This window comes from Kamptonema sp. UHCC 0994, assembly GCF_029167235.1.
GTDB lineage: Bacteria > Cyanobacteriota > Cyanobacteriia > Cyanobacteriales > Microcoleaceae > Kamptonema.
In genome coordinates, this window is the sequence record NZ_JARFTR010000114.1 from 17,210 (window position 1) to 31,209 (window position 14,000).

The window sequence follows — 14,000 nt, forward strand, 5'->3', positions numbered from 1 at the left end:
GAGGCAGGAGGGTTTCCACAATTGATCGTCTCTAGCGCCGCCTTGGCGGTTGCTGTATATGTCATTGCGAGTTCCGTGAGGCAATCATTAAGACTTTGGGATTGCTTCGGGATTGCTTCGTACCCTCAGATTGCTTCGTACCTCGCAACTGCGCTTCGCTTGACGCGCTTCGCTTGGCTCGCAATGACAAAGTGACTAATTAGCAATTAGCAATTAGCAATTAGCAATTAGCAATTAGCAATTAGCAATTAGCAATTAGCAATTCCTTAATCATCGCTGTCATAAAAAGCCTCACTACCGCCACCAACAGCTACTAAGTCAATTTGCTGGCGATAATAATCGACACTCTTGACTTGTACTTCTACGCGATCGCCTAGACGGTATTGATTGCGATTTTTGCGGCCTACGAGAGTCTGCTGGCGCGATCGATACTCATACCAATCATCCTTCAGCGAAGAAACATGAACCAGTCCCTCTACTCGTAGAGTTTCCTCATCTACTATAATCTCGATTTCGACAAAGAAACCGTAAGATTGTACGCCAGTAATCAAACCTTGGAAAGTTTGACCAGTGCGTTCCTTCATCAATCCAGTTTTATTGAGTCCCTCTAAATCATTTTCTGCATCTTGAGCAACTCTTTCGCGTTCGCTCAAATGTACTACCACCGAGGCAAATTGAGCTTCAAATTCGTGATGAACTTCGGGAGGTAAAACATTCCAATTAATTTGACCAGCGCAAGAGGAGTGATTCAAATTTACTCTTTCCTTAGCGCGAGTAGTACGGCGATCGCGTCCTTGTTCAAACACAGCCTGTAACACGCGCAAATTTAACAAATCCGCATAGCGGGATAGTGGCGAGGCGCAATGAGCATAACCTTCAGTCAGCGCTAAACCAAAATGAGGTTTGGGTGCAGTGCTGTAAACCGCAGGCTTCAAAGTATCTTCCAATAAATATGAGAGCACTCTCTCGGCCTTCGATCGCGCAAATTGGTCAGTAAATCGCTGGAAGTCCAAGGGGTGTACTTCCTCTTCGTTTTCCATATACAAATCGCACCCCAAATTGCTCGAAAGCTTGACCAATTCCAGAACATCTGCGGGGTCAGGTATTGGCTGGACGCGATAAATTCCGGGTACTCCCAAAGCTTGTAAATGGGTAGCAATAGCTTGGTTTGCCAATACAACTAACTGAGCGGCTGCTGACTGAATGGGGGTGCTATTATTCACCGTAAAAGCTCCTAGTTCTCCCTCATCGTCATAGTGGCAATTAGTATCCGGCAGGTTCAATTCAAAGGCTCCTCGGTTTCTATGCTGAGACTTCGCGGCCTGGCTGGCGGCTGCAAGTTCGTTGAGGAAAGGTTGCAAGATGAAACATTCAGGATGAATTGATTCATCGGGTGCGGAGTCGAGAATTGTTTGAGCTTCCCTATAGGTGAGGCGGGAGTCAACTTGAATAACACTAGGTTGAATTTCGTACTCTACTAGCTCTCCCGATCCATCAAGGGTAAGTAGTACGCTAATAGCTAGGCGTTCTCGATCGGGTAGCAGAGAACAGCGATCGCTTGATATTCCCGTTGGTAACATCGGCACAACCATTTTAGCTAAATGTACTGAGTTACCGCGCTTGCGAGCTTCGCGATCGATTGGTGAGTCGGGACGCACGTACTCAGTTGCATCAGCGATATGAACTCCTACCCGCCACTGGCCGGACTTACTAGCTTCGAGAGTAAAAGCGTGTTCAATACAGTTTTCAACGGTAGAGGGAGTAGTTGGCGGCTCTGAATTTTGAGTTTCAGCTTCTGAGTCAAAGCTCAAAATTGAGAACTCAGAAATGGCAAAGCCAACTGTTAACAAGCCGCGAAAATCTAAGCGTTTTTTAAGTTCGGTCTTTTTCAGCTTAGTAGGTAAGGTTTCAACTGCTCTAAACACGACGGCGGGGAAAGAGCGAGGTAGGTCGTGTTTGCAGCAAACTATATCGAGATCGTCGGCGGCTTCAGCGTCAGAGCCAAGTACCTGAACGACTTTGCCCAATGGTCTATGGCTACCTAGCGGGTAGCGCAGGACTTCTACGTGAACCAGATGATCGATCGCTTCTTGGAGGTTAACGCCATTAGATAGGAGTTCGAGTTCAAATAGTAGGCGATCGTCTAAGGGAACTGCTCTGTAACCGATGCGTCCGGTGGGGCTGCTGGTTTGCTTGACTCGCGCTAATACCGAAGGGTTGGCGCGTTCTAAGATTAACTGTACTTCTCCTTCTGGGGAGCGCCGACGACTGCCTTCTTTGATGATTTTTACTAAGACGCGATCGCCATTCCAAGCAGTTGAGAGGTGGCTTTCTCGGACGTAAACATCCTCTGAACCTTCGGTATCCTGAATGGCAAAACAAAATCCTTTGCTGGAACAGCGAAGTTTTGCTTCTACTACGTCTTCTTCCACCAATCGACGATATCGGCCTTTGTCTTTGACTAAAATGCCAATTTTCTCTAAGGCATCTAAAGCGATCTGAAGTTTTGCTTGACTCGTGATGTCGTTACAGTCGAGTTTTTTCTCCAGAGCTTTCGGGGCAACTAATTTATCATCTGTGAAATTGGCCAGCAGTGCAGCGATAGAAAATTCCATGTAGCGCTTAATCCTTTTTGTCTGAATTTGGCGATTTCGACCGCGCAATCCTCTGCCAGCTTCAGTTCCCTTGTACTGTTAACTGTTAACTGTTAACTGTTAACTGTTAACTTGACGCTTAGGCTCATACACAGGAGGTAGGGGAGGATGGAGAAATGGGAAGGGGAGAGATGGGGAGGATAGGGGGGATGGGGAATGGGGGAGGAGTTATACTCTTCAAACTCGAAACTCATGCACAGCGAAGCGTTGCGAGGAACGAAGCTTGACTGTAGCAATCTCTTAAAAGTTCCATATCTCCATCATCTCCCCTATCTTCCCTATCTCCCCCATCTTCCCATCTTCCCCATCTTTCCCATCTTCCTTCGGGCTCGGAGCAATTTCTGAACGGAGTAAGTGCAGGTACGCAAAGCCTCTACCTTTACTACTTTTACCTAATTGCTATGCCATTTCCGAGCTTTGTAGAAATGACGCTCGATGCCTATTAGCTTAAAACGCGGGGTGTGGGGTGGGAGTTGAGTGGGGTGAAGGTCGCGCGGATGATTAACCTTTAATTTTATTGTATGTTTACTGTAGCAACTTAGTTTATTAAATTTACAACGCCTCTGTGAGTATCGGGGGATGGGAAGGCGGCTGGTAATTTTTTGAACAGCAGTTTCAGCAATTGGGCGATCGCACGCGATCGCTTTCCCTCGGATTACGTAACGCCGCCATCCTGGCGGTGACTTAACCGCCAGGATGGCGGCGTTACGTAAGTCTTGTCTGGGTTAAGGGTATGCGATCGCGCTAGCGCTAAGGTTAAAAGTTGATGTACCTTGATTAATTAAGGAGTGGGAGGTTGCGATCGCGCATCTTCCGGTTGTTGGGAAATGGTATTAATTGGTTGACTTTGGGAAGTGTGTAGGATTTTCCCTCTACTAATTAAGCGTTGCAACCGCTGTTTTCCGCCCGCGATCGAGCTTTTACCGTTCATCCACCCAGAAGCGATACCCCATGTAAGTAATCCCGCAGACAGACTGAGAAGGATAATAAATGTGAAAGTATTGAGAGAGGAAGAGAGAAAAGGTTTGTTAATAGGTATTATCTCTGGTTCTTGCTTTATCCAATAAGGAGCGCTAGCTGCGACTACGCCTGCTGCACCTATGCCAAAGCCTACGGATTGGATGGTTTTTTGGAGGTTGCGATCGCGTTCTGCTTGTTCGATTTCTACCCGTCCTCGGATAGCATCTAAGGCTTTTTCTAGTAAATCCGATCCATTGGCAAAATAGTCCAAGTCTGCTTGAATTTGCTCTTCAAAAATATGAGCATTTTCGGCTGAGAAATTCTCCAAAAAGCTTAAATCTTCTTGAGGGTATTTTTTTTGTATCAGCTTTATCTCTCTTTTATAATTTTGAAGATTGATTTTAAGAGGGAGGCGGTAGTTATCCAAGTCTCTGATTAACTCAACGTAACTAAAATTAAGGCTAGGAATGCGCTTAAGTGCCTTTTTTAATGCTTCTAAATTAGTCGCATCTAAGGTTTTATCGTCTGGCAAACTTTCAACAATAGCTATTTCTTTTTTTATTTCTTTATATTCATGGGAGAGGACTTTATAGACAGATCGACTTAATTTATATGCTTGGATAACTTTAGCTCTGTAGCAAAAAATATCAACTAAATTCGGGTATTCTTCTTGTAATTTTGTGTCGGTTTCAGGAGTGACGAATATCCAAACTAAAATGTGACAATAACTTTCTAACCCATCGGGAATACCATACTCAAAAATGGGACTACCAAATAATTGACCCGATCGGTAAAATGGAGGAGTGTCTAACTTGTCAGGAATAAAAGCTCGCAAGCATTTATCCGCCAAAGATTGCAGCTTTTTTTGGTCTTCTCTTGAGTTCCAAAATTGCCAAGTTTTCTCTGGAGTGTACCAAAGAGTTAACAATAATGTTTGACCTAGAGAAGCGTTAACTTGGTTTGGCATCCAGCAGTCGCTAGGATGCAAGCGTTTGAAAAAGTCTATGTCTACGTCATCAGTTTTAATTCCCTGTTCGTTTTTTTCGGGACGGCGGACATTTAATGCTAAGGCAAAAGTGTCGTGAATTCGGACGGGATAAGCAATACCCGTAATGGGGGAATCCGACCATTTTTCAAAGAAAATGGAGGCATCGTCTTCGGTTTGTTGAGCCGAAAGATCAACTCGATATCCGGGTTTGTCTTGGATATCAATTATTTGATTAATCCCGAACTGGTTTAAGATATTTTCGCCTTTCTCAAATAGTTCTTTGAGATTATCTTTCTGAGGTTCCGATTCTTTTCGCAACTGATAGGCAAACAAATGAACGTTTGGCGCATAGATTTTGGGAGGAGACATAAAAGTTATTTCCCCTTTTCAATCTCTTTGAGTTTTTGTTTCACTGCTTCGCTTAATTCTTCAAAGACGTTAGCGACTCCTGTTTTGGGTTGTTGAGCTTTAACTTTGGTAATTTCTTTGTTATTTGGTGCAAACTCTCTAAGCCGATCTGTGATATCTTCGTGGTTGGATAACCATTCATTCAGAGTTTCCTCTGTATTTTGCCAAGGTTCGCTGCTGACGGATTCTAAGGCTCGATCCAATTCCCTTAAAATCTCTATTTCAATGGGTTCGCTTTCCACAAAATTTGGGAAAGCTAATAAGAGAGAATCTGTAGTCATAATTTTTAGTTTCCTATAGCGCAAAATGCAGCCCAGTAAAACTGGCTTTTAAATATTTTTTTGTCAGGTTTGGATTTTTTACACAAATCCTCGAAACTTTGGGGTAACTTTGAATCTAATTTTAATTCACCTATCCATTCTAGCAATTCAGATTTGGTAACATCTCGCAGCCAAAGTTGGGCAGTATTGAGGGCTACTGCCATATCAGCGGTTGCCAGATTTTCGTAGAATTTAATCATTAAAAATGCCGTCGCTAATTCATCGACTGACCACAAACTAGAGAGAACCCCCTGGCTACCAGCATACAAAAAGCCTGTAGCCAAGCCAATACAGTCATCACTCTGCTTGGTTGTGTCTGTCAACCCCGTTTCGCAAGCGGAGAGGGTGACGAGGCGACATTTAGGTAAGTTTAGTGTAGCAAAGATGTCTTGCAGAGTTAGGCATTTGGCGGGGTTGGCTTGTCCCCCGGAACGCAATCGGAGAGATTTTTGCCCGGTGAGGGTGGGTGAGTCTGTTGATTCCATCGCTCCTGCTAAGATTAGGGATGAAATTAGAGGTGTCTGGAAATCAAAGGAACCGTGACAGGAAAAGTGGACGTAGTGCGCTTGGGCGATGGTTTCTAGGTTATCAAGGAGGGCGGTTTTGGTGGCTTGTTGTTTGCTTAAAATGTCGGCGGGTGTAAAGTCGCGTTTGATGACTTCTACTTCTATATCAGTATAGGCAAGGTCTTCGGTAGGGTTTTGGATGGCGAAAAGGGTGCGGGTATCGGCGGGTGGGCGTTCTCGCTGTTGTACCCGTTGCAGCAGTTGACAACTGGGGGCGTATCGCACGCCTTTTTTGAAGCAATCAAGTAGACAAGGGTTGGCGGGGGGTTGGAGATGCGGAGTTTCTTGGTTAAATCGCTTCCAAGTTTGTTGGCTAACAGATAAAGCATGAAGGGGAAATAGATGCAAATAGCGGTGGGGAACTAAAATCAGGGAGTCACAATTGGCTAGGGCGGGATGATTGAGAATTTCATCGAGGCGCAATATTTGGGAAAGACTATTCAGCCACTCGGAAAGATTTTTTCGCCAGGTTTTGGTGTTGTTAAATAAGGCTTCGAGATACTGCTGATTCCACGCTTCTAGCTTTTCTAATTCGGCTTTGTCAAACTGCACAACTTCCAAACTTGACTGGGTGACGATGAATATTTGGAAACTGTCAGTGCCAATATACCACTCTAAAATAGCGGTGTGGGAGTCAATCAAATCGCGGATTTCGGCAACGGTAATATGGTTGACTTTTTGAGTGAGGGTGAAGGCGGGATCTAGTTGCTGACACTGGGCGAAAACTTCATCGAGTTGGCGTTGATATTCTTGCAGTTCTTCGCGCTGTTGGGCGATATACTCGCGGTTGTAGCTGGATGTTTCGCTGCTACGAAATCCCTGGAAACTGTCGCGATTAAAAGTGCTGTTATTATCTCTTTGGGCTAGTGATAGCTGTATTGATGAGATGTTACGTCTTAGGTTGAGTAATTCCTGTTTGAGTGAATCATCAGCGTTTTTGGGTTCAAGTTCCGAATTTGCTAGTAGTTCGACTAAGTTGCGGGATTTGCTGCGTTCGACGGTTTCGAGGGCTTTTTCGATTTGTCCGTCATTGATGCAGGCTTGCACCATTTTGATATAGACATCTATAGCGTTCAATTGGATTTCTTGACGGGCTGCTTCGTTGGTTGCCCATTCCCTACTTTGTTCGACTGCTGCTATTGCATTAGAGTAACTGTACATAGCTGTTGTCCATTTTTCGGAAGCAAAGGCAACATCACCCAAGATACGCTGTAATTTTAGACATTGTATGGGGAAGGACTGAGGAGTATATATTTCTAAGGCTGCTAGGAAAGACTTAATCTCTACGTTTAGTATCCGCTCGATATCGATTATCTGAATATTTTCCATAGTCTGTAGTTTAATCTGCAATACTTCAGCGTATGCAAATCCCAAAAGCATATAAGTTCTTGCCCAATCTTCGGGATATGCTTTACGGGTATAGACTTGTAATGTATCTAGGTAGTAGTTTATTGCTTGTTCGATATTCTCTATTTTTGAACCACAACTTTGATTTTTGTAGGCAGTTGCTAGGTTAGTGTAAGTGTTTGCCCATTGTTGAGGATAGGATTCACGGGTGAGGACTTGTAATGCCTTTTGGTAACAATCTATCGCTGTTTCTATCTCTCCGAGTTGTTGATAAGTTGTTCCCATTTCACTGAATGTATTTGCCCATTGTTGAGGAAATGCTTTACAAGTGCGGACTTGAAAGGCAGCTTCATAGCATTTGATAGCTTGTGCTAGATTTTTTTCACTCTCTCCCTGAATTCTTTCAGAATAAGCGATGCCAAGATTGTGCTGAGTCATTGCCCAATCTTCTGGATACGCCTCGCAAGCTGGTAATGCAGCTTCGTAATATTTAATTGTCTGTTCAATGTTATCCTCTCTCTGCCCCAGAAATCTTTGATAGTAAGCACTTGCCAGATTATTCTGAGTAGTCGCCCATTGTTGGGGCATTACCTCACGAGTGCGGATTGGTAATGTAGCTTCCCAACATTTGATTGCCAGTTCAATATTATCTACTCTCTCCCCTTTTATTCTTCTAAGGTACGCACAACCTAGATTATTTTGAGTGCTTGCCCACTCTTCGGGAAATTGATCATGGGTAAAAACTTCTAAGGCAGATTGGTAACAGCAAATTGTCTGTTCGACATTGCTAGATTCTAATTCCTCAATTCTTTTAGAATAGGCAGTCGCTAAATGTTGCTGAATTCTTGCCCAATCTTGGGGATATGATTCACGGGTAAGAAAAATTAATGCGATGTAATAGCCTTTAATAGCAATTTCTATGTTTATGGCTGAATTTCCTAGCTGAAAACGCTGAATATGATAACTGAAATTCGCTAAAACTGATGCTGTAGTTACCTGACGGTGTTTTTCCTTTATCTCTGTTAGTATTTCCATTACCAATACTTGAAAGATATCATTAAAATAGTTACTATTTAACTTGTCTATATTTTTTGCTAGGAGAGAGTGAACTATTTGCGAGTTACCTTGACAATCTTCGATTGTTTGAAAGACTTGCCATAAAAAATACTTACATATGACTTCTTGATATATTTGATACTGTTCTGGAGTTAAATTTGCTACATTTTCTTTCTCAGAAGGTGTCTTTTTTACTAAATTTTGCAACCAATTAAAAAACTTCACTTTTACCTCCTTTGGGTAGCAAACCAGTCTATTACTTGTCTCATCGTATGTAGCAATCCAAAATCAATTAGTTCTTGATAGGCGTTCAAAATTTCATTTACCTGGGTGGGATAAGCCAACAGCATACGAATGAGAGTTAAGTAAGCTTGAGTGCGACTATCATCCATTGGGAATCACCTTCAAATTTATAATGCTTGATTATAGCCCCAACACAGGCAACTTCCCTGAATTTTCAAATGATTTAATCTGACTCACCGAGGGGGATGTGAGTTATCCCCTCGATGGTTCGGCGGGAGAACCAATTATTTAAGCGTTAGCACATCAGGATAACTAAGAATCTTGGCATCAGCCGTCAGCAAGGGACATCCCAGAATTCTCGCTGTTGATACAATTACTTGGTCGAAGGGGTCGTTATGAAACCCACTTAATTGTGTTGAATCAATAATAATTGGCAATGTTAAATTTATAAGTTGCACACCATGGTAAGCTAAAGCTGCCGACAACCAATCGTCAACTGCCACAGAAAAAATCAAACGATTTTTCTCTATCAATTTCGCTACTTCCCAACAAGAAACAATGCTAACTCCCAAGCCCTGCTGCTGATATTCTTGTATCCATTGACGATATTTTGGAGTCAGTCGTGCATTGTTATCAACCCACCACACCCAAATATGAGTATCAAGAATAATCATTTTAAGCATTCCCAGTCTTCTAATGCCACAGGTTCAGTTGGGTCATCATATCGGCAGACTTTACCCTCTAGGGGATAAGGATTTGAGTCAGGGTGACGGCGGCGAGGAGATTCAAGAATAATTATTTCCACTGCATCGCCCCTCACAAAAGGTAAATTATCTAAAGTGATTTTGCCATTCTCTGCAAAGGTTGTTTCAATACGATGTGCGTTCATAGTATTTCCTAATCCCTAACTCGGTTGCTTTCATTGTAGATCCAAATTATCAGACGGTCAACGCTCGCGGATAATTACGTTCTCGCGCTAAAGCGCCAGCTTTTGTTGGGTTTCATACTTCTTGTAAAATGCGACTATTCAAACGCTCATATTCATCCTCTAGCAGCCACATTTTAGCATCATCATAATTGTCACTGGTAAAAATAATTTTATAATTTTGTGCCGGGTTATGGATGCAAAATTTCCCTGACTTCTCCTTAACTAACATCAGGATATAAGGAGGAGATATCAGAGTATCCGCCCAGATTTCTGCAAACTCCCACTCAGTCTCTTCTTGTGATTCTTGATTAATTTTAGTAGCTTGTGCGGGGTTTTGTGCGGGGTATGACATGATATTTACCTGTATTTTTTTTAATCTTTATTTCACCGTAATTTAGTGGTATCCGACTACCGTCTGCTTTTAGTATATAACCAATTGGTTCAGAAAAGTACAATCCATAGCGTTCATAATTGTCCTCAATATCGTCCTCTCCTGTACGTTCCCCTCTTAGCTTAATTTCTGCCGCTACTCTTTCCATTGTTTCTCTATCATTAAAGAGATGGACGATTCCTTCGCTTTCAATTTCGCTTTCGGCTTTTTGGGTTCCGGGGAGGTGTTTGGCAATGAGACTGATTCTGGTTTCCAGAGTAATTTCACGGTCAATTCCACTCATAGATGGCGAGAGGGTAGCCAATAACACCGATATTTATCTTATCATAAATTTGATGATTTGGCGGTTGAAACCGCAGCTAAACAAACGAAGTACGCCTGCGCGGACTGGGATATCAAGGGAGTCTTCTTGAGATTACCGATGATGCGTGGGAACAAAAACAAACTGATCTTGTTCCGAAAGTTAGCCAGCAATCGCAGATGAACCCACACCATTTTCTGGGAAAGATATTACAATAAATCCCTCTCTATTATTGTCCCATTGCAAGTTGTTTTTAATCTGAGAAATGCACTCACTAACATTCTGTTGGTATAGACTATCTATGCGATCGCAGTGCCATTCAAATATTACCACCCATTGAGGTTGCTCAGTCAAAATTAGCTTGAGAAACTTATCAAAACTTTTGCCTTCCCAATCTGTAACTGAACCATTCACTTCAGATTCTAACAAATCTAATCCTTTCCCTTGCACCGAAAAATTCAGCCATTGCATACTTCCATAAGCGGACGGTAAGCGCTTAATAATATGCGAAGGAATTTCTCGCTCTACTAATTTTATATATTTGCCCCACAGGTAATATTTTTCACCTTGGGGATATTCTACATCACCCCAAGTAAAAGATTCCTGATGACATTCTAAATAATCAAGAGTCTGTCTTGTCGAAAGTAATATTTCAAAACAAGCATCCATAATTTCTCCTTTAGTTAATCAACATCTCTGCAATACCACCAAAATTTTTGTAATCCACATTCCCATCTTTTCTGTTCCCAATTATAGCGGAATTCGTGGATATGGGGGTTGGGATGATCCGAGGGGCGATCGTGATCCGTCCAATCCACTCTACCCCAAGGTACATCATAGCCATTAGCTTTCGGCCAAGTTGATGAGGGAAAGGTTGCTGACTGGCGGTAACAAACATTATCACTTCCATATCTTCTTCCAAGTGTTGTATGGGGTCGTCCTTCTGCGAGTGGATCGGGTAAGGGGATATCCTCTCCATGTATTGTTTGTTGTGCCAGAGAGAATTCTGGTATGTAATACTCGCTGTTGGTTGACAGAACTCTCTCCTTTTAATTATTGACTGTAACATAAAAAAATAGAGTTTCCAGATTTTTAGGCTCATTATTTGCTACAGCCATCACGATCAATCTATCCTGTTGTCGATCGCACTCTCAGATTGCAAAGGACGCTCAATTTCATCAGGATCAAGCATCACTTCATCATCCTCATCCAAGTCGAAATTCTCTGGAACTAATCCATCGAAGCTATTGCGGGTAGGAAGCTCAGGCATATCTCCCAGCATAGCAACTGCTTCAGCAAGTAGATTAAGATTCTCTGGATCTGGGTGTTTTTGTGCCGCGCGCACAGCCAAGATGACGACACGCAATCCTCCCCTTAGCCGATCGACATCACGCGCTAGTCCATACATTGCTTGAAAGTCACGTTCCTCAATAATGCGGTACTGTCCTGTTTTTGTCTGGAGAGTAGCAATGACACCATTGGCGATCGAACTGAGTGCTTCTGCGCCCTGCAAACGAAACTTCTCAAACGATGTCCAATTTGCACCGCTTCGCAACCTAAATTTTTTATTTGTAATCTGCATAGTTTCACCTCTTTACTATATCCTAACGTAAACCCAACGAAAAAACAACGGCTATTGATTTTGATGGGTGGGTGGCCAGAAACCGGGTTTTTGCGACAGACTTCGTTACAGTGAAAAGATTAAGCTGCCGACAACCAATCGTCAACTGACACAGAAAAAATCAAACGATTTTTCTCTATCAATTTCGCTACTTCCCAACAAGAAACAATGCTAACTCCCAAGCCCTGCTGCTGATATTCTTGTATCCATTGACGATATTTTGGAGTCAGTCGTGCATTGTTATCAACCCACCACACCCAAATATGAGTATCAAGAATAATCATTTTAAGCATTCCCAGTCTTCTAATGCCACAGGTTCAGTTGGGTCATCATATCGGCAGACTTTACCCTCTAGGGGATAAGGATTTGAGTCAGGGTGACGGCGGCGAGGAGATTCAAGAATAATTATTTCCACTGCATCGCCCCTCACAAAAGGTAAATTATCTAAAGTGATTTTGCCATTCTCTGCAAAGGTTGTTTCAATACGATGTGCGTTCATAGTATTTCCTAATCCCTAACTCGGTTGCTTTCATTGTAGATCCAAATTATCAGACGGTCAACGCTCGCGGATGATATTGAGGATGCCTTTTCTCCAAATAAGTTTTGATCGCTTTTTTCCGATTTGCCCGTTCTGACAGATCGGGCGTGCTTAACAAACCTCACAAATATTCTAACATACTTCTTGTAAAATCCGACTACTCAAACGCTCATATTCATCCTCTAAAAACCACATTTTAGATGATTTGGCGGTTGAAACCGCAGCTACACAAACCAAGTCCGCCGGCGCGGACTAAGAGATAACAAAATCTAGTAACTTGTCAACTTTTTACTTAGTTGCTATACTGTAGACACTCTGTATATACATCCTGAAAAAAGGTGAATTCCTCAGAGTAATATCATTAGCTGGAGGATTAGGCTATGGTTGGGACGATCGCAAAGTGGGGAAACAGTCTTGCTGTTCGGATTCCACAGCATTTAGCTAAAGAGATTAACTTAGCTGAAGGTTCCCAAGTACAGTTTATATTGATAGATGGTAAGCTAACAATCGAGCCGATAAATCGTCGGCGATATTCCCTAGAGGAGTTGGTTGAAGCGATTACTCCAGAGAATCTTCATAATGAGATTGATAGTGGAGTTTCTGTGGGGAATGAAGTTTGGTGACGCAATCAAATCCCTACATTCCGAGTCGAGGCGATATCGTTTATTTAGACTTTGACCCAACTAAGGGACACGAACAAAAAGGACTTAGACCGGCTTTTGTGCTGTCGCCTCGTGCTTACAATGAGAAAAGCTCCTTAGCTTTATTTATGCCGACTACAAAGCAACAGAAAGGGTATCCTTTTGAAGTTCCTCTACCGACTGGATTGAAAGTTCAAGGAGTAATTCTTGCCGATCAAATCAAGTGTTTAGACTGGAAAGTTCCCGGTGTTCGATTCGTTGAGTCTGTATCCGAAGATGTGATTGAGGAAGTGCAAATCAAAATTGAGCCATTGTTACTGTAAAAGTGGCCAGAAACCGGGTTTTTGCGACAGACTTCGTTACAGTGCAAAGATTTGGGAAAAAACCCGGTTTCTTTGAGTCTACGCGGGTGGCCAGAATTTAACAATTGACTATCCAGTTATTAGATTACCGACTTTTTCCTTAACTTGCTCTACTTCTGAATAGCTATCTCGCTGCAAAAACTCATCTAGCAACTCATAAAAACGATAAAATGCTCGTTCTTCATTGTTAGTATAAAACTCAATTATTCTTGCCCATGAACCTGATGTTGATACTTCATATCGCTTTTGCAACCAGGGTTGAAAATCTCCATAAAATTCCATTTCTTTTTCTGTGGGTTCAACTCCCAACTCGCGTCTCGCCGTTCTATAACCGACTATAAACATAAAAAGATCGCTCGCAGAAGCTCGTCCGATATACATTCCTGGTTTTGCTTTAATTTTCTCCAAAATTTCAAAAAGTCCGCTCATAAAAATCTCCTAGTCAAAGTTTTCTAGCTCTTCCACAACAAACCCATCGCTGGGACAGGAAAAATCCTTCACCCACTCTGTCCTAAACATTCCCTGTGTTGACAGATTATCAAACACTCGTCCTCGAACTTCAACATCGTATTGGCTGACGATAGTTCCAATCTCTCGATAAATCTCCTCATCTGAAAAACTGCTCACTTTCCCTCACACTTTACGTAACGCCGCCCTCTGGGCGGTAAAATCACCG

At 42.5% G+C, this 14,000-nt stretch carries 18 protein-coding genes; 2 read left to right on the forward strand and 16 right to left on the reverse strand.

All coding sequences use genetic code 11. The features are described 5' to 3' along the window. Positions 1-266: 266 nt before the first annotated feature. The 14 genes from PY364_RS11055 to PY364_RS11120 form a co-directional block, all read right to left on the reverse strand. The gene (locus PY364_RS11055; protein WP_275522520.1) at positions 267-2,615 is read right to left on the reverse strand and encodes a ribonuclease R family protein; all 2,349 of its coding nucleotides are present in this window, start codon (positions 2,613-2,615) and stop codon (positions 267-269) included. Between the two features lie 820 nt (positions 2,616-3,435). After that, entirely contained in the window at positions 3,436-4,971 is a 1,536-nt protein-coding gene (locus tag PY364_RS11060) for a hypothetical protein (RefSeq protein WP_275522521.1), read from the reverse strand. 5 nt (positions 4,972-4,976) lie between these two features. Beyond that, on the reverse strand, positions 4,977-5,291 hold the full coding sequence (locus PY364_RS11065; RefSeq protein ID WP_275522522.1) for a hypothetical protein: 315 nt from the start codon (positions 5,289-5,291) through the stop codon (positions 4,977-4,979). Positions 5,292-5,296: 5 nt separating this feature from the next. Further along, the gene (locus tag PY364_RS11070; RefSeq protein ID WP_275522524.1) at positions 5,297-8,524 is read right to left on the reverse strand and encodes a CHAT domain-containing tetratricopeptide repeat protein; all 3,228 of its coding nucleotides are present in this window, start codon (positions 8,522-8,524) and stop codon (positions 5,297-5,299) included. Between the two features lie 2 nt (positions 8,525-8,526). Further along, positions 8,527-8,691, reverse strand: a complete 165-nt coding sequence (locus PY364_RS11075; protein WP_275522526.1) for a hypothetical protein — start codon at positions 8,689-8,691, stop codon at positions 8,527-8,529. Between the two features lie 135 nt (positions 8,692-8,826). After that, positions 8,827-9,216 (reverse strand): type II toxin-antitoxin system VapC family toxin, encoded by a 390-nt coding sequence (locus tag PY364_RS11080; protein ID WP_275522527.1) that lies wholly within the window; start codon positions 9,214-9,216, stop codon positions 8,827-8,829. Further along, positions 9,213-9,431: a hypothetical protein gene (locus PY364_RS11085; RefSeq protein WP_275522528.1), complete on the reverse strand. Its 219-nt coding sequence runs from the start codon at positions 9,429-9,431 to the stop codon at positions 9,213-9,215. Before PY364_RS11085 ends, PY364_RS11080 begins: the two co-directional genes overlap by 4 nt. 112 nt (positions 9,432-9,543) lie before the next feature. After that, positions 9,544-9,822, reverse strand: a complete 279-nt coding sequence (locus PY364_RS11090) for a hypothetical protein (protein WP_275522530.1) — start codon at positions 9,820-9,822, stop codon at positions 9,544-9,546. Next, positions 9,785-10,144 (reverse strand): hypothetical protein, encoded by a 360-nt coding sequence (locus PY364_RS11095; RefSeq protein ID WP_275522531.1) that lies wholly within the window; start codon positions 10,142-10,144, stop codon positions 9,785-9,787. Before PY364_RS11095 ends, PY364_RS11090 begins: the two co-directional genes overlap by 38 nt. A gap of 180 nt (positions 10,145-10,324) precedes the next feature. Then, a complete protein-coding gene (locus PY364_RS11100) occupies positions 10,325-10,831 on the reverse strand; it encodes a hypothetical protein (RefSeq protein WP_275522532.1) in 507 nt (168 codons plus the stop codon). A gap of 10 nt (positions 10,832-10,841) precedes the next feature. Further along, positions 10,842-11,141 (reverse strand): hypothetical protein, encoded by a 300-nt coding sequence (locus tag PY364_RS11105; RefSeq protein ID WP_275522533.1) that lies wholly within the window; start codon positions 11,139-11,141, stop codon positions 10,842-10,844. A 144-nt stretch (positions 11,142-11,285) separates the two neighbouring features. Next, positions 11,286-11,744 (reverse strand): hypothetical protein, encoded by a 459-nt coding sequence (locus PY364_RS11110; protein ID WP_275522536.1) that lies wholly within the window; start codon positions 11,742-11,744, stop codon positions 11,286-11,288. Between the two features lie 119 nt (positions 11,745-11,863). Beyond that, positions 11,864-12,067, reverse strand: a complete 204-nt coding sequence (locus PY364_RS11115) for a PIN domain-containing protein (protein ID WP_275522538.1) — start codon at positions 12,065-12,067, stop codon at positions 11,864-11,866. Continuing rightward, positions 12,064-12,282: a hypothetical protein gene (locus PY364_RS11120; protein WP_275522528.1), complete on the reverse strand. Its 219-nt coding sequence runs from the start codon at positions 12,280-12,282 to the stop codon at positions 12,064-12,066. Before PY364_RS11120 ends, PY364_RS11115 begins: the two co-directional genes overlap by 4 nt. Before the next feature lie 419 nt (positions 12,283-12,701). Between PY364_RS11120 and PY364_RS11125 the strand changes: the two genes are divergently transcribed. Both PY364_RS11125 and mazF read left to right on the forward strand, forming a co-directional pair. After that, positions 12,702-12,944 carry an AbrB/MazE/SpoVT family DNA-binding domain-containing protein gene (locus tag PY364_RS11125; protein WP_275522540.1) on the forward strand — a complete coding sequence of 81 codons (243 nt, stop codon included), beginning with the start codon at positions 12,702-12,704 and terminating at the stop codon, positions 12,942-12,944. Continuing rightward, entirely contained in the window at positions 12,941-13,285 is a 345-nt protein-coding gene (gene mazF / locus PY364_RS11130) for an endoribonuclease MazF (RefSeq protein ID WP_275522542.1), read from the forward strand. The genes PY364_RS11125 and mazF overlap by 4 nt, the downstream gene beginning before the upstream one ends. Before the next feature lie 108 nt (positions 13,286-13,393). Here mazF and PY364_RS11135 read toward each other — a convergent pair whose 3' ends face one another. Together PY364_RS11135 and PY364_RS11140 are read right to left on the reverse strand one after the other, a co-directional pair. Further along, complete coding sequence (locus tag PY364_RS11135) at positions 13,394-13,753, reverse strand: hypothetical protein (RefSeq protein ID WP_275522544.1); 360 nt, start codon at positions 13,751-13,753, stop codon at positions 13,394-13,396. Positions 13,754-13,762: 9 nt separating this feature from the next. Then, entirely contained in the window at positions 13,763-13,951 is a 189-nt protein-coding gene (locus tag PY364_RS11140; RefSeq protein ID WP_275522546.1) for a hypothetical protein, read from the reverse strand. Between the last annotated feature and the right edge of the window lie 49 nt (positions 13,952-14,000).